The organism is Streptomyces sp. NBC_00989, from assembly GCF_045162655.1.
GTDB lineage: Bacteria > Actinomycetota > Actinomycetes > Streptomycetales > Streptomycetaceae > Streptomyces.
The window spans coordinates 2,901,988-2,916,522 of sequence record NZ_CP108728.1; the positions used below are offsets into that span (position 1 = coordinate 2,901,988).

12 protein-coding genes are annotated in these 14,535 nt (G+C 71.9%); 4 read left to right on the plus strand and 8 right to left on the minus strand.

All coding sequences use genetic code 11. The annotated features are described in order from the left end of the window. The first annotated feature begins 18 nt into the window (after positions 1–18). Positions 19–459, plus strand: a complete 441-nt coding sequence (locus OG714_RS12665; protein ID WP_406120570.1) for an SRPBCC family protein — start codon at positions 19–21, stop codon at positions 457–459. Between the two features lie 65 nt (positions 460–524). On the opposite strand, the gene OG714_RS12670 is transcribed toward OG714_RS12665, so the two are convergent. After that, entirely contained in the window at positions 525–1,166 is a 642-nt protein-coding gene (locus OG714_RS12670; protein WP_406120572.1) for a LysE family translocator, read from the minus strand. Positions 1,167–1,313: 147 nt separating this feature from the next. Here OG714_RS12670 and OG714_RS12675 point away from each other — a divergent pair, with 147 nt between their 5' ends. Beyond that, entirely contained in the window at positions 1,314–3,503 is a 2,190-nt protein-coding gene (locus tag OG714_RS12675) for a protein kinase domain-containing protein (RefSeq protein ID WP_406120574.1), read from the plus strand. A gap of 10 nt (positions 3,504–3,513) precedes the next feature. Here OG714_RS12675 and OG714_RS12680 read toward each other — a convergent pair whose 3' ends face one another. The 5 genes from OG714_RS12680 to OG714_RS12700 all read right to left on the minus strand — a co-directional run bounded on the left by OG714_RS12680 (position 3,514) and on the right by OG714_RS12700 (position 10,215). After that, positions 3,514–4,665, minus strand: a complete 1,152-nt coding sequence (locus tag OG714_RS12680; protein ID WP_406120576.1) for an XdhC family protein — start codon at positions 4,663–4,665, stop codon at positions 3,514–3,516. Positions 4,666–4,709: 44 nt separating this feature from the next. Beyond that, complete coding sequence (locus OG714_RS12685) at positions 4,710–6,170, minus strand: NCS2 family permease (RefSeq protein ID WP_406120578.1); 1,461 nt, start codon at positions 6,168–6,170, stop codon at positions 4,710–4,712. A gap of 154 nt (positions 6,171–6,324) precedes the next feature. After that, the gene (locus tag OG714_RS12690) at positions 6,325–8,730 is read right to left on the minus strand and encodes a xanthine dehydrogenase family protein molybdopterin-binding subunit (protein ID WP_406120580.1); all 2,406 of its coding nucleotides are present in this window, start codon (positions 8,728–8,730) and stop codon (positions 6,325–6,327) included. A gap of 1 nt (position 8,731) precedes the next feature. Beyond that, on the minus strand, positions 8,732–9,316 hold the full coding sequence (locus OG714_RS12695) for a (2Fe-2S)-binding protein (RefSeq protein WP_406120582.1): 585 nt from the start codon (positions 9,314–9,316) through the stop codon (positions 8,732–8,734). Next, positions 9,316–10,215: an FAD binding domain-containing protein gene (locus tag OG714_RS12700; protein WP_406120583.1), complete on the minus strand. Its 900-nt coding sequence runs from the start codon at positions 10,213–10,215 to the stop codon at positions 9,316–9,318. Before OG714_RS12700 ends, OG714_RS12695 begins: the two co-directional genes overlap by 1 nt. 312 nt (positions 10,216–10,527) lie before the next feature. On the opposite strand from OG714_RS12700, the gene OG714_RS12705 reads away from it, so the two are divergent. Beyond that, complete coding sequence (locus OG714_RS12705; protein WP_406120585.1) at positions 10,528–12,201, plus strand: PucR family transcriptional regulator; 1,674 nt, start codon at positions 10,528–10,530, stop codon at positions 12,199–12,201. A 132-nt stretch (positions 12,202–12,333) separates the two neighbouring features. Next, a complete protein-coding gene (locus OG714_RS12710) occupies positions 12,334–13,101 on the plus strand; it encodes a hypothetical protein (protein ID WP_406120587.1) in 768 nt (255 codons plus the stop codon). 212 nt (positions 13,102–13,313) lie between these two features. Here the strand turns inward: OG714_RS12710 and OG714_RS12715 are convergent, their stop codons facing one another. After that, the gene (locus OG714_RS12715; protein WP_406120589.1) at positions 13,314–13,574 is read right to left on the minus strand and encodes a hypothetical protein; all 261 of its coding nucleotides are present in this window, start codon (positions 13,572–13,574) and stop codon (positions 13,314–13,316) included. Between the two features lie 128 nt (positions 13,575–13,702). Next, the gene (locus tag OG714_RS12720) at positions 13,703–14,509 is read right to left on the minus strand and encodes a GntR family transcriptional regulator (RefSeq protein WP_406120590.1); all 807 of its coding nucleotides are present in this window, start codon (positions 14,507–14,509) and stop codon (positions 13,703–13,705) included. Positions 14,510–14,535 lie beyond the last annotated feature (26 nt).

Below are 14,535 nucleotides of genomic sequence, written 5' to 3' on the forward strand. Positions count from 1 at the left end.
GTTCTCTACGATCCACACATGGTCAACTTCCGTCTCGAACGCACAGCCCCGCTTCCCCTTGAGGAGGCGTGGCGCCGGTTGACGGAGTGGCCACGCCACGCCGACGTGGTCCCGCTGACCCGGGTCACCGTGGTCACCCCTCCGCCGACCGGTGAGGGCACGGTCTTCGTGGCCCGCTCCGGGCTCGGCCCGCTCGGCTTCGACGACCGGATGGAGGTCACCGTGTGGCGCCCGCCGACGGACGACGAGCCCGGTCTGGTCCGGCTGGAGAAGCGGGGGCGGGTCGTCACAGGCTGGGCGGAGATCGAGGTGCGGCCGGGGCCGGGGGGCCGTAGCCGCGTGGTGTGGCAGGAGGAGTTGGCGGTCAGCTTCCTGCCGCGCCTCTTCGACCGGCCGCTGGAGTGGGCGGCGCGGTCGATGTTCGGGCGGGCGGTGAACGGGCTGCTGCGACGGCCGTAGCGCAGTCGGTCCCTACCGAGCCAGTCCCTACCGGGTCAGTCCTTGCCGAGTCAGTCCTTGCCGCATCAGTCCTTGCGGCCTGTCACCGCGACCGTCACGCCCAGCCCGATCATCGTGAGCCCGCCGACTCCACCGACCGCGGACAGTCGGCGCGGTGAGCGCGCGAACCAGTCCCGGGCGGTCGCGGCGACCAGCCCCCACACGCTGTCCGAGGCCACGGCGATGAGGTTGAAGACGAGGCCGAGCAGCAGCATCTGGCTGGTGACGTGGCCCTGTTCGCGGTCCACGAACTGGGGCAGGACGGCGGCGAAGAACACGATCGTCTTGGGGTTGGCCACCCCGACGGCGAACCCCTCCCACAGCGTGCGCAGTCCGCTGTGCGGGGCCGTCTCCTCCCCCGCGAACGCGGCCCGCAGCGAACCGCGTTGACGCCACGCCTTCACCCCGAGGTACACCAGGTAGGCGGCACCGGCGAGCTTCAGCGCCGTGAAGACGAGCACCGAGCGCTCCACCAGCGAACCGACGCCGAGCGCGACCGCCACGACGAGCAGATACGCGCCGAGCGTGTTGCCCACCACGGTGGTCAGCGCGGCCCGGCGGCCATGTGCCAGCGCCCGCCCGATCACGAACAGCACACTGGGGCCGGGGACGATGATCAGCAGGAAGGACAGGGCCGCGAAGGCGAGCAGTCGGTCGGTGGACACCATGGGCCCATGGAAGACGGGGGCACCTGGGGCCCGCAACCCATTTCCCCCCCGGCCCGGTCTCGATGTCCGGTGGCAGTCGCCGACGCTCTAGTGTGATGGTCCTGAACGGCCCTTCCGGGCAAGGGAATCAGGAAAGGTGACCGGCGGATGTCGCTTCGCCCCGGGGACGCGGAGACCATAGGCGGCTACACGCTGCTCGACCGGCTCGGCAGCGGCGGGATGGGCGTGGTGTATCTCGGGCGGTCGGCCTCCGGACGGCAGGTCGCGGTCAAGGTCGTGCACGCGCAGTACGCGCTGGACGAGGAGTTCCGGGCCCGCTTCCGGCAGGAGATCGCGGCCGTCCGCCGGGTGAGCGGAGCGTTCACCGCCCCCGTCGTGGACGCCGATCCGGACGCCGAAGTCCCCTGGATGGCCACGCTCTACGTACCCGGCCGCACCCTGGCCGAAGCCGTCGAGAAGGACGGCCCGTTGGCCGGGCGGGCGCTGCGCACGCTGGCGTTGGGGCTCGTCGAGGCGCTGCGGGACATTCACCAAGCGGGCGTCGTGCACCGGGACTTGAAGCCGAGCAACGTCCTGCTCGCCGAGGACGGCCCGCGCGTCATCGACTTCGGCATCTCCCGCGCCGCCGACAACCAGGCCCTGACCGTCACCGGTCGGCTGATCGGCACCCCGCCCTTCATGTCCCCGGAACAGTTCGCCGCGCCCCGGGACGTCACCGCCGCCTCCGACGTCTTCTCGCTGGGTTCCCTGCTCGTGTACGCGGCCACCGGCAACCGCCCCTTCGACGGCGCCAGCCCGTACCTGACGGGTTATCAAGTCCTGCACGAGCAGCCCCGGTTGGAGGGCGTGTCCGAGCCGCTGCGGAGCATCGCCGAGCGCTGCCTCGACAAGGAGGCTACGGCCCGCCCCCAACTGCCGGAGCTGCACGGCATGTTGCTGGCCCTGCCCGAGAACGAGAACGAGAACGGGTCCTGGTCCGGGTCGGCCACGACGGCGGGCCTCCCGAGAACCGCACGCCCCAGCCCAGGCACCCCTGCTCCCACTCCCACGACCGTCCCCGACAACGGGCAACGCCCGCGCCGAACCCGGCGATTCGTCATCGCCCTCGCCACCGCACTCGCCGTCACCACCCTCGCTCTCACGACCCTGCACTGGCTGTCGGACCGCGGCACGGACTCGGGCACGCCCGCCGCGTCCACGTCCTCGGCGTCCCCCGCCGCCGTGTCCCTGCCCACCGGCTGGAAGCCGTGGCGGGCGAGCCTGCTCACCGCCCAGACCGGCGATCCCCTCGACTACACCCAGTCCGGCTGTCTGGCGGACGGCAGCGCCGTGTACTGCGCCGGTACGGGCGCCACGGTCACCGCGCTGGACGCCGCCTCGGGCCGGGTCCGCTGGCGGTCGGGCAGCAGCCCCGAGACCTCGCTCCCCATCGGCGTCCGGGACGGGCACGTCTACGCCTACGACAAGCCCGACTCGAACGACACCTTCATCACCCGGCGCCTGGTCGCCCTGGACGCGAAGACCGGCACCCGGCTGTGGCTCCACCCGATCAGGGACGACACGGACCCGGTCCTGTTCGACGGCGGGATCCTGGCGATGGACACGGACGCGACGAGGTTCGTGGCCTACGACGCGTCGGGCCGTCGGCTGTGGACCGCGCCCATCTGGTCGAACCTCGGGAACTCCTGCACTCCGACGGCGCTGGGCGGCGCCCCGTACGCCGTCTGCACGGTCGAGGACGATCCCTCCCAGAGCGATTTCGTCCTGGTACGCGTCGACCCCGCCACCGGCGCGCAGCGAAAGATCGCCGAACTGCCCACGGGGGCACTGCCGTTGGGCGTCGACGAGGGCCGGGCGCTGTTCCTCGTGCCGAAGCTGGCGCCGGAGGTCTTCGGCAGCGGCCCGGACCAGCTGTACACCGCCCTCGACCGGGTGAACCCGAACACCGGCGCGATCCAGCGGATCGCCCTGCCCGCCGCCACTCGCGGCACGGCCACCCTGGTCAAGGACGTGATCTACCTCGTCCGCCCGAACGGCACGGTCACCGCCGTCCGCGCGGCCGACGGCAAGCGGCTCTGGCAGCGGGGGACGGACACCGAGAACCTGTCGACGCCGGTGCTGTCGGCGAAGTTCGACAGGCTCTATTTCTCGAACCAGTTCGGCCGTCTGCTGGCCCTGGACCGGAGCACCGGAGCCGTCGAGTGGCGTACGTCCGCACTGGCGAACGCCGGCGACTCGACGGACGACACCACGCCGTACGCCGTACTCGTCAAGGACGCACTCGTGGCCGTGGCGGGCGACACGGCGTTCTCGGTACGGCCGCCCGCGGGGCGCTGAGCCGCGCCCCTCAGGCCACCGAGCCGATCCGTCCGGCGGGCAGCGATGTCGCGTCGTGGTGGATCGGCGTGTGGGCGCCGGTGAGTGAAATGCCGGTCCCGCCACGCCTGTTGGCCACGATCTCCGCCGCGATCGACAGGGCCGTCTCCTCGGGCGTGCGAGCGCCGAGGTCGAGGCCGATCGGGGAGCGCAGGCGGGTCAACTCCAGTTCCGTGACGCCGACTTCGCGCAGGCGCTGGTTGCGGTCGAGGTGGGTGCGGCGGGAGCCCATCGCGCCGACGTAGGCCACCGGGAGGCGGAGCGCGAGCCGGAGCAGGGGTACGTCGAACTTGGCGTCGTGGGTGAGGACGCACAGGACGGTTCGGGCGTCGACGTCCGTGCGGCCGAGGTATTTGTGGGGCCACTCGACGACGATGTCGTCGGCGTCGGGGAAGCGGGCCCTGGTGGCGAAGACGGGGCGGGCGTCGCACACCGTCACGTGGTAGCCGAGGAACTTGCCGACGCGGACCAGTGCGGAGGCGAAGTCGATCGCACCGAACACGATCATCCGGGGTGGCGGGACCGAGGACTCGACCAGGACCGTGAGCGGGGCCCCGCAGCGGGAGCCCCGCTCGCCGATCTCGACGGTGCCGGTGCGGCCCGCGTCCAGATAAGCACCGGCCTCGGCGGCGACCGTGCGGTCCAGTTCGGGGTGGGCGCCGAACCCGCCGTCGTAGGAGCCGTCGGGGTGGACGACGATCGCGCGGCCCCGCAAGGGAGTTGGGCCCGAGACGATCCGGGCCAGTGCCGCCGCCCCGCCGCTCGTCGCGGTCGAGAGGGCGGCGGTGATCACCGGGCGGGCGGGGTCGCCGACCCGTACCGGTGTGACGAGGATGTCGATGACTCCGCCGCAGGTCAGGCCGACGGCGAAGGCGTCCTCGTCGCTGTAGCCGAAGCGTTCGAGGACGGTTTCGCCGTCCGCCAGCGCCTGTTGGCACAGTTCGTAGACCGCGCCCTCCACACAGCCCCCGGAGACCGAGCCGATCGCCGTGCCGTCGGTGTCCACCGCGAGGGCGGCACCGGGCTGGCGGGGTGCGCTGCCACCGACGGCCACCACGGTGGCGACGGCGAAGTCGCGGCCCTGCTCGACCCACCGGTGCAGCTCTTCGGCGATGTCCAGCATCTCGGTCTCCTAACGAGGTTGCGGGGAAGGGCAGTTGGGGCGGACTAGTGCACGCCCAGCCAGCTCTCGACAGGGTTGAGAGCAAAGTAGACGAGGAAGATGACGGTGAGCCCCCACATGAAGGCGCCGATCTCCCGCGCCTTGCCCTGGGCGGCCTTGATGGCGACGTAGGAGATGACTCCGGCGGAGACGCCCGCGGTGATGCTGTACGTGAACGGCATCACGACCACCGTCAGGAACACGGGGATCGCGGTGGCGCGGTCTGCCCAGTCCACGTGCCGGGCGTTCATCAGCATCATCGAGCCGATGACGACCAGGGCGGCGGACGCGACCTCCTGCGGGACGATCGCGGTGAGCGGGGTGAAGAAGAGGCAGGCTGCGAAGAAGAGCCCGGTGACGACCGAGGCGAGGCCCGTTCGGGCACCCTCGCCGACTCCCGTCGCCGACTCGATGAAGACGGTCTGGCCGGAGCCGCCCGCCACCCCGCCGATCGCGCCGCCGGCGCCGTCGATGAACAGCGCCTTCGACAGACCCGGCATCCGGCCCTTGGCGTCGGCGAGTCGGGCCTCGGTGCCGACGCCGATGATGGTGGCCATCGCGTCGAAGAAGCCGGCCAGCACGAGCGTGAACACGATCATGCCGACCGTCATCGCGCCGACCTTGCCCCAACCCCCGAACTCCACATGGCCGAAGAGCGAGAAGTCCGGCATCGAGACCGCGCTGCCGTGCAGTTCGGGAGCCGCGCCGCTGGCCCACTGCTTGGGGTCGATGACCCCGGCGGCGTTCAGGATCGCGGCGACGACCGTGCCGGTGATGATGCCGATGAGGATGGCGCCGGGCATGTTGCGGGCCTGGAGCATGAAGATGAGGAGCAGGGTGCCGGCGAACAACAGGACGGGCCAGCCCGCGAGTTCACCCGCCGGGCCGAGGGTGAGCGGGGTCGCCTTGCCCTGGTGCACGAAGCCGGACTTGTAGAAGCCGATGAGTGCGATGAACAGCCCGATGCCCATCGTGATGCCGTGTTTCAGCGCGAGCGGGATCGCGTTCATGATCATCTCGCGCAGGCCGGTGACGACGAGCAGCATGATGACGACGCCGTACATCACGCACATGCCCATCGCCTGCGGCCAGGTCATCTGCGGGGCGACCTGCGAGGAGAGCACACCGGAGACGGAGAGTCCGGCGGCGAGGGCGAGGGGCACCTTGCCGACGAAGCCCATCAGGAGGGTGGTGAAGGCCGCGGCGAACGCGGTCGCGGTGATCAGGCCTTTCTGGCCGAGTGTGTCCCCCGCGACGTCCTTGCCGGACAGGATCAGGGGGTTGAGCAGCAGGATGTACGCCATCGCCATGAAGGTGGTGACTCCGCCGCGCACCTCACGCGCGACGGTCGATCCCCGCAGGGATATGTGGAAGTACCGGTCGAGCCAGGACCGGCCGGCCGGGACGCGGGTTCCTTCACCCGCGTCTTCGGCGGCGGTCCTGGGTTCCACTGACTGCTGGGTCATGGGGCCATCTCCCAAGGTTCACAGGGGCACCCGTCGGCCGCCTCGGCGGCGCGCGGGATTTGGGATGGACGACCCGGGGGACGGCCCGAGACGAACAATGGGGCCCGGGGGGACCAACTCCCCCCAGGGCGTCACCGGTTGGGACCCCGTGGGGTCACGTGCCCGTGAGGTGCTCCGGGCGTACCGGTGTCCTGTTCAGTTCCAGCCCGGTCGCGTTCCGAATCGCCGCTAGCACGGCCGGAGTCGACGACAGGGTGGGGGCCTCGCCGATGCCGCGCAGCCCGTACGGGGCGTGCTCGTCGGCGAGTTCGAGCACATCGACCGGAATGGTCGGCGTGTCGAGGATGGTGGGGATCAGGTAGTCCGTGAAGGACGGGTTCCTGACCTTGGCGGTCTTCGGGTCGACGATGATCTCCTCCATGACCGCCACGCCGAGACCCTGGGTCGTACCGCCCTGGATCTGGCCGATGACGGACAGCGGGTTGAGCGCCTTGCCGACGTCCTGCGCGCAGGCCAGCTCGATCACCTTGACCAGGCCGAGTTCGGTGTCGACCTCGACGACGGCGCGGTGTGCGGCGAACGTGTACTGGACGTGCCCGAAGCCCTGTCCGGTGCGCAGGTCGAAGGCCTCGGTGGGGCGGTGGCGCCACTCGGCCTCGATCTCTACGGCCTCGCCTTCGAGGACGTCGACCAGATCGGCCAGCACCTCACCGCCGTCGGTGACCACCTTGCCGCCCTCCAGGAGGAGTTCGGCGGTGGCCCAGGCCGGGTGGTAGGTGCCGAGCTTGCGGCGGCCCATCTCCAGGACCTTCTCGCGGACCAGCTCGCAGGAGTTCTTCACGGCGCCACCGGTGACGTACGTCTGCCGGGACGCGGAGGTCGAACCGGCGCTGCCCACCTGCGTGTCCGCCGGGTGGATCGTCACCTGGGTGACGCCCAGCTCGGTGCGGGCGATCTGCGCGTGGACGGTGACTCCGCCCTGGCCGACCTCCGCCATCGCGGTGTGCACGACGGCGACGGGCTCACCGCCGACAACTTCCAGGCGGACCTTGGCTGTTGAGTAGTCGTCGAAGCCCTCGGAGAAGCCGACGTTCTTGATGCCGACCGCGTAGCCGACTCCGCGTACGACGCCTTCGCCGTGCGTGGTGTTGGACAGACCTCCGGGCAACTGCCGTACGTCGGCGGCCTCTCCGGCGGCGAGCCACTGCTGCTCGGGCGGCATGGGCATCGCCTTGACGCGGCGCAGGAGTTCGGCGACCGGCGCCGGGGAGTCGACCGGCTGCCCGGTCGGCATGATCGTCCCCTGCTCCATCGCGTTGAGCTGACGGAACGCGACCCGGTCCATGCCCACCTTGTCGGCGAGCTTGTCCATCTGGGCCTCGTAGGCGAAGCACGCCTGGACCGCGCCGAAGCCGCGCATCGCGCCGCAGGGCGGGTTGTTGGTGTAGAGCGCGATGGCCTCGATGTCGACGTCGTCGATCACGTACGGGCCGGCGCCGAGCGACGAAGCGTTTCCCACGACCGCCGGGGAGGCCGACGCGTAGGCGCCGCCGTCCAGGACGATCCGGGCCTTGAGGTGGGTGAGCTTGCCGTCCTTCGTGGCGCCGTGCTCGTAGTGGAGCTTGGCGGGGTGGCGGTGGACGTGGCCGAAGAAGGACTCGAAGCGGTTGTAGACGATCTTCACGGGTTTGCCGGTGCGCAGGGCCAGCAGGCAGGCGTGGATCTGCATCGACAGGTCCTCGCGACCGCCGAACGCGCCGCCGACGCCGGACAGCGTCATGCGGACCTTGTCCTCGGGCAGGCCGAGGACGGGCGCGATCTGGCGCAGGTCGGAGTGCAGCCACTGGGTGGCGATGTAGAGGTCGACGCCGCCGTCCTCGGCCGGGACGGCGAGCCCGGACTCGGGGCCGAGGAACGCCTGGTCCTGCATGCCGAAGGTGTACTCGCCCTCGACGATGAAGTCGGCGCGCTCGCGGGCGGCCGCCACGTCGCCGCGGATGATCGGCTGGCGGTGCACGATGTTGGGGTGCGGGACGTGGCCGATGTGGTGGTCGTCGCGGCCCTCGTGGATGAGGATCGCGTCCGGTGCGGTCGCGGACAACTCGTCGGTGATGACCGGGAGTTCGCGGTACTCGACCTTGATCTTGGCGGCGGCGCGGCGGGCCGTCTCCGGGTGGTCGGCGGCGACGATCGCGACCGGCTCGCCGTGGTGGCGGACCTTGCCGTGCGCGAGGACCGGGGTGTCCTGGATCTCCAGGCCGTAGTTCTTCACGTCGGTCGGCAGGTCGTCGTAGGTCATGACGGCGTAGACGCCCGGGGTCTTCAGGGCCTCGACGGTGTCGATGGAGACGATCTCGGCGTGCGCGACCGTGGAGCGGAGGATCTGGCCCCAGAGCATGTCCTCGTGCCACATGTCGGAGGAGTACGCGAACTCACCGGTGACCTTGAGGGTGCCGTCCGGGCGGAGCGTGGACTCGCCGATGCCGCCCTTGGTCTTCGAGCCCTGGGTGACCTTGGTGGGAGTGCCGATGGGGGCGCCTTTTGCGGAGATGCCAGACATGTCAGACCGCCTCTCCCTGCCGGGCGGCCGCCAGGCGTACCGCGTCCATGATCTTCTCGTAGCCGGTGCAGCGGCACAGGTTGCCCGAGAGCGCCTCGCGGATGTCCGCGTCGGTCGGGGTCGGGTTGTGCTCCAGCATCTCGTCGGCGGCGACGAGGAGTCCGGGGGTGCAGAAGCCGCACTGGACGGCGCCGGCGTCGATGAACGCCTGCTGGATGGGGGCCAGTTGGGTGCCCTCGCCGGTCTGCGAGTCGAGCGGTTTCGCCTGCCGGCCCTTGGCCTCGTCAACCGACGTACCGCAGGCGGCCGTTCCGCAACTCCCGTGCTCCGCACGCTGCTTGGCGTAGTCCGCGAGGCCCTCGACGGTGACGACCTCGCGGCCCTCGACCTGCCCGGCCGCGACGAGACAGGAACACACCGGGATGCCGTCGAGCCGGACGGTGCAGGAACCGCACTCGCCCTGCTCGCACGCGTTCTTGGAGCCGGGCAGCCCCATCCGCTCGCGCAGGACGTACAGGAGGCTCTCACCCTCCCACACGTCGTCCGCTTCCTGCGGGCGGCCGTTGACCGTGAAATTGACGCGCATCAGGCGACACTCCCCTTCTCGATGGAGCGGCCGCCAGTGCCGCGATAGGACTCCCAGGTCCAGGTCAGGGTGCGGCGGGCCATGATGCCGACCGCGTGGCGGCGGTAGCTGGCCGTGCCCCGGACGTCGTCGATCGGGTTGCAGGCGGCGGCGCACAGGTCCGCGAACTGCTTGGCGACCGACGGGGTGATGATCTTGCCGTTCTCCCAGAAGCCGCCCTCGTCGAGCGCCGCGTTCAGGAATTCCTCGGCGGCCTTCGCCCGGACGGGGGTCGGCGCGGCCGAACCGATGCCGGTGCGGACCGTGCGGGTGGCCGGGTGCAGGGCGAGGCCGAAGGCGCAGACGGCGATGACCATCGCGTTGCGGGTGCCGACCTTGGAGTACTGCTGCGGGCCGTCCGCCTTCTTGATGTGGACGGCCCGGATCAGCTCGTCGGGGGCGAGCGCGTTGCGCTTCACTCCGGTGTAGAACTCGTCGATCGGGATGAGCCGGGTGCCGCGCACCGACTCGGCCTCGACCTCGGCGCCGGCCGCGAGGAGCGCGGGGTGGGCGTCGCCGGCCGGGGAGGCGGTGCCGAGGTTGCCGCCGACGCCGCCGCGGTTGCGGATCTGCGGGGAGGCGACCGTGTGCGAGGCGAGGGAGAGGCCCGGCAGCTCGCCGCGCAGGTTCTCCATGATCCGGGTGTACGGGACCGAGGCCCCGAGCCGCACGCTGTCGGCGCCGACCTCCCACTCGTAGAGATCGCCGATGCGGTTCAGGTCGAGGAGGTACTCGGGCCGGCGGTGGTCGAAGTTGATCTCGACCATCACATCGGTGCCGCCCGCGATGGGCACAGCGGTGGGGTGCTCGGCCTTAGCGGCGAGCGCCTCCTCCCAGCTGGCGGGGCGAAGGAAGTCCATGACCGGCTCTCTTCTTCGTCTCGTGGGTCGTACGGATCAAGCCAGTTCGTGTGCGGCGGGTCCGGCTCGTTCATGCGCTGTTAATGCAGCGTGAGGTCAGTACACAGCGCCGTGCGCGGAGCGGGTCAGTCACGGAAACCATGAAGGAGTTGGCTGGCCAGCGCGGGCATCTTGTAGATTCATATGAACGGAGGTCATCAGTAACCCCTCCGATTCCCTGTGGAAACGTGGGAAACAGCCCCGCACGGCCCTGCACCCACAGCACCTCTTGGTTCATCGTAGTTTTCTAGACAAAGAACGGCGGCGACGGCGATGCGGCTGCGCGCACTTCTGGACACCGATGCGCTGGGGCTGCGGCTGCTCGGCGGCGAGGACGAGCTGGACCGCACGGTCCGCGGAGTGATGACCACCGACCTGCGCGACCCCAGCCGCTACCTCTCGGGCGGCGAGCTGGTCCTGACCGGTCTGGCCTGGCGCCGGTCCGCCTCCGACACCGAGCCGTTCGTACGGCTCCTGGTGTCCGCCGGGGTGGCCGCGCTGGCCGCGGGCGAGGCCGAGCTGGGGGCCGTCCCGGACGACCTCATAGCCGCCTGCGCCCGGCACCGGCTGCCGCTGTTCGCGGTCAACGAGTCGGTGGCGTTCGCGACGATCACCGAGCATGTCGTACGGCAGGTGTCCGGTGAGCGGGCCGGTGATCTCGCGGCCGTGGTGGACCGGCACCGCCGGATGATGACCTCGGGCCCGGCGGGCGGCGGCCCGGACGTGGTCCTGGATCTGCTGGGCTCCGACCTGGACCTGCGGGCGTGGGTGCTGTCGCCGACCGGGCGGCTCATCGCGGGCTCGAAGGTGTCGGGGCCGGCGCTGCCCGCCGACGTGTGCGCGAAGCTGGCCGCCGAGCAGCTGGCCGCCGCCCGCACGGGCCGCCGGGGACCGCACCGGCTGGCGCTGGGCTCCTCGACGTACTCCCTCTTCCCGATCCGGGGCGGCGGGCGGCCCGCGCAGGGCTCGCGGGACGTGCGCGAGACGGTGCTGTCGGACTGGCTGCTCGCGGTCGAGGCGGACGCCGGGGACTGGCCGGACGAGCGGCTCGACCTGCTCCAGGGCGTCACGCAGCTGATCGCGGTCGAGCGGGACCGGCGGGACGCGGCGCGCACGGTCCGCAGACGGCTCGCGCAGGAGGTCCTGGAGCTGGTCCAGACGGGTGCCGTGCCGTCCGAGATCGCCGCGCGCCTACGGGTCGCCGCTCCCGTTCTGCTGCCCGGGCTCGGCGCGGCGCCGCACTGGCAGGTGGTCGTGGCCCGGGTCGAGTGGGACGGCACCGACATCGAGGCAGGGCCGGTCGCCCAGTCGTTGCTGGAGGAGATCCTGGTCGACCCGCTGGCGACGGGCCCCGAGCCCTCCGACCGGATCGCCGTGGCCCACACGGGCGACGAGGCGATCGCGCTCGTACCGCTGCCCGCGGTGTCGGCGGAGCACGACGGCTCCGAGTCCGGCATCCACGCGGACGTGCTCCTGGAGGCCGTACGGGATCCGCTGTCGGCCGGGCTCGACGGCGACGGGCGGGTCACGCTCGGGGTGAGCGCGGCGGTGCACTCGGCGGAGGGGCTGCGCGGGGCGCTGGAGGAGGCGCGGCACGCGAGACGGGTGGCCGCCGCCAGGCCCGGGCGGGTGTGCGCGGCGGGGCACCAGGAGCTGGCCTCGCACGTCCTTCTCCTCCCCTTCGTGCCGGACGACGTGCGGCGGGCGTTCACCGCGCGGCTGCTCGACCCGCTGCGCGACTACGACCGCCGGCACCGCGCGGAGCTGATTCCGACGCTGGAGGCGTTCCTGGAGTGCGACGGTTCCTGGACCCGCTGTGCGACCCGGCTGCACCTGCACGTCAACACACTGCGCTACCGGGTCGGCAGGATCGAGCAGTTGACGAGTCGGGACCTCTCGCGCCTTGAGGACAAGCTGGATTTCTTCCTGGCGCTGCGGATGAGCTGACCCGAAGATCCCACGACTTTGTGAATTCCTTCACCCACCCCCTTGGCCGGGCCGCCCGATCCGTGCTGAGATGCGGCCACCACTCAACAGCTCAATGGTGTGCTCGGGGAGGGCAACGTGGCGCATTCCGCCATGTCTGGGAACGGAACGACCGCTGGTGACGATCCCCTCCAGACCGCGGTGTGGCGGCTGCGCTCGCGGGCCTGCTGGGCCGACGCGGCGGCGCTGCTGCGGCCCGACACCGCGGCACCGGCCCTCCAGCGGACCGCGCTGCTCGTGGAGCGGTGTCTGTACACCGAGCAGGGCTGGGAGGAGGCCGACGACGCCCTGCGGACGGCCGAGGCGCTGGCCCACAGCGACGACGAGCGGGGCGCGGCGGCCTGCGAGCGCGGGTACCTCGCCTACGCTGCCACGCTGCACTCGGTGCGCGACCGGGCCGACGAGGCGCGGGCCGCGCTCGGGCGGGCGGCGGCGCTGATCCCGCCGGACGGTGCGGGGCGGGCGCTGCTGGACTTCCGGCGGGGGCTGGTCGCGGAGAACCTGGCGCGTTCCCCGCAGGCCGCGCGGGCCGCGTACCGGCGTGCGCACGCGGCCGCCGCCGACCAGACCGACCCCCTGCTCCTCTCCTTCACCCATCGCCACCTGGCCGGACTGGCCCTGCGGGACGGCGAGTTGGCGGAGGCCCGGCACGGCTTCGCCGAATCACTGCGGATCCGGGAGGAGTTGGGCTACCTCGTCGGCACCGCACCGGCCCTCGTGTCACTCGCGGACGCGGAGACAGAGCCGGAGGCGTCCCGGCTGCGCGAGGAGGCACGGCGCCTGTTCCGGCTGCTCGGCGGCGTACCGACGTGGCTGGCACGGCAGTTGGCGGTACCGACGCCGGGGGCGGCCACCGCGTAGGTCAAGGGGCGTCGGTCGGACCCCGGCCGTCGCGCCCCTCGCGGACACCGAGGCCGAGCCGGAGACGTCCCGGCCGCGCGAACAGCCGCGGCGGCTTTTCCGGTTGCCGGCACGGCAGTTGGCGGTGCCGGCACCCCGGGGCGGTCACCGCCTAGGCCAGGAACCGCCCGCACGCCGCCTGGCCCTCGCCTCCGTCGCGGCCACCGCGTAGGTCAGGAGCCGTCGGTCCGGTTCTGGACGACGTTCACGATGTGGTGGACGAACTGCAGGACGGATGCCCGGAGTTCGGGGTCGCGGGCGACCAACACCCCGACGGCGACGAGCAGAAGGAAGGACAGGAAGCCGCCGCGTGACGAACCGGAGTGGCCGCGCCGGGCTCCCGCCTGCGCGGCGCGCATCCCGTCCTGCGCCGCCTGTCGTGCCGACTGCTCGGCGCCCCGCTGTGCGGCCTGCTGGCCGGGATTCGGAAACATCGGCGTTCTCCCCCGCGGATCGGTCGTCCCTTTCCGTGGGGCACGTCACCGCCGGCCGGGCGGGTTCCCGGTGCGGCCCTCGGTCGCCGGACGCGGACCCGCTCGTGACCGGAGTCACATATTCGGATTCACGCCGCTCCCGCGAAGTGCTCCTGCACCAGGGACCGCACCACGTCCCACTCCCCCGCGGCCAACGCGTCGAGGAGCGCCAGGTGTTCGGCCGCGTCCGCGACCAGGTCGGCCCGCCCGCGCGTGGCGGGACCGCCGACCAGCGGCCACTGGGCACGCCTGTGCAGGTCCTCGGCGATCTGGACGAGCTGTTCGTTGCCCGCGAGGGCGAGCACCGCGCGGTGGAAGGCGCGGTCGGACTCGGCGTACGTCGCCCGGCACCCGGAGGACGCGGCGCGGACGGTCCCCTCGGCCAGCGGACGCAGGTCGGCCCAGCGGGCGGCGGGCACGGTTCGGGCGAGCCGGAGCATCACCGGCACCTCGATCAGGGCGCGGATCTCGGCCAGTTCGGCGAGTTCGCGGGCGCCCCGCTCGACCACGCGGAAGCCCCGGTTCGGTACGACCTCGACGGCGCCCTCGGTGGCGAGCTGCTGCATGGCCTCGCGCACGGGGGTGGCGGAGACGCCGAACCGGTCGCCGAGCGCGGGCGCTGAGTAGACCTCGCCGGGGGTCAGCTCCCCGCCGACGAGCGCGGTGCGCAGCGCGTCCAGTATCTGCCCGCGCACGGAGGGCCGCTGGAGGACCTGACGGGGCCGCGGGATCGGCGTCTCGCTGTGCGTGTGCTCACCGCGCACCGCACCCGCGCCGTCCGCGAGATCCCGGTTCCGGTCCACATCGGCGGCGCGCTGCTGCGGCGGCACCCGGGTGCCGCGGACGGGCGCATCCGGAATGCCGGTCCGGGCGGAGCCCTGCGTGCCCTGCTTCACGGGTCCTCCTCCGGACGTGTCGGTAC

Coding starts and splice junctions, on each gene's coding strand:
- OG714_RS12665 (WP_406120570.1), top strand. CDS start 19: ATGGTCAACTTCCGTCTCGAACGCACAGCCCCGCTTCCCCTTGAGGAG.
- OG714_RS12670 (WP_406120572.1), bottom strand. CDS start 1,166: ATGGTGTCCACCGACCGACTGCTCGCCTTCGCGGCCCTGTCCTTCCTG.
- OG714_RS12675 (WP_406120574.1), top strand. CDS start 1,314: ATGTCGCTTCGCCCCGGGGACGCGGAGACCATAGGCGGCTACACGCTG.
- OG714_RS12680 (WP_406120576.1), bottom strand. CDS start 4,665: ATGCTGGACATCGCCGAAGAGCTGCACCGGTGGGTCGAGCAGGGCCGC.
- OG714_RS12685 (WP_406120578.1), bottom strand. CDS start 6,170: ATGACCCAGCAGTCAGTGGAACCCAGGACCGCCGCCGAAGACGCGGGT.
- OG714_RS12690 (WP_406120580.1), bottom strand. CDS start 8,730: ATGTCTGGCATCTCCGCAAAAGGCGCCCCCATCGGCACTCCCACCAAG.
- OG714_RS12695 (WP_406120582.1), bottom strand. CDS start 9,316: ATGCGCGTCAATTTCACGGTCAACGGCCGCCCGCAGGAAGCGGACGAC.
- OG714_RS12700 (WP_406120583.1), bottom strand. CDS start 10,215: ATGGACTTCCTTCGCCCCGCCAGCTGGGAGGAGGCGCTCGCCGCTAAG.
- OG714_RS12705 (WP_406120585.1), top strand. CDS start 10,528: ATGCGGCTGCGCGCACTTCTGGACACCGATGCGCTGGGGCTGCGGCTG.
- OG714_RS12710 (WP_406120587.1), top strand. CDS start 12,334: ATGTCTGGGAACGGAACGACCGCTGGTGACGATCCCCTCCAGACCGCG.
- OG714_RS12715 (WP_406120589.1), bottom strand. CDS start 13,574: ATGTTTCCGAATCCCGGCCAGCAGGCCGCACAGCGGGGCGCCGAGCAG.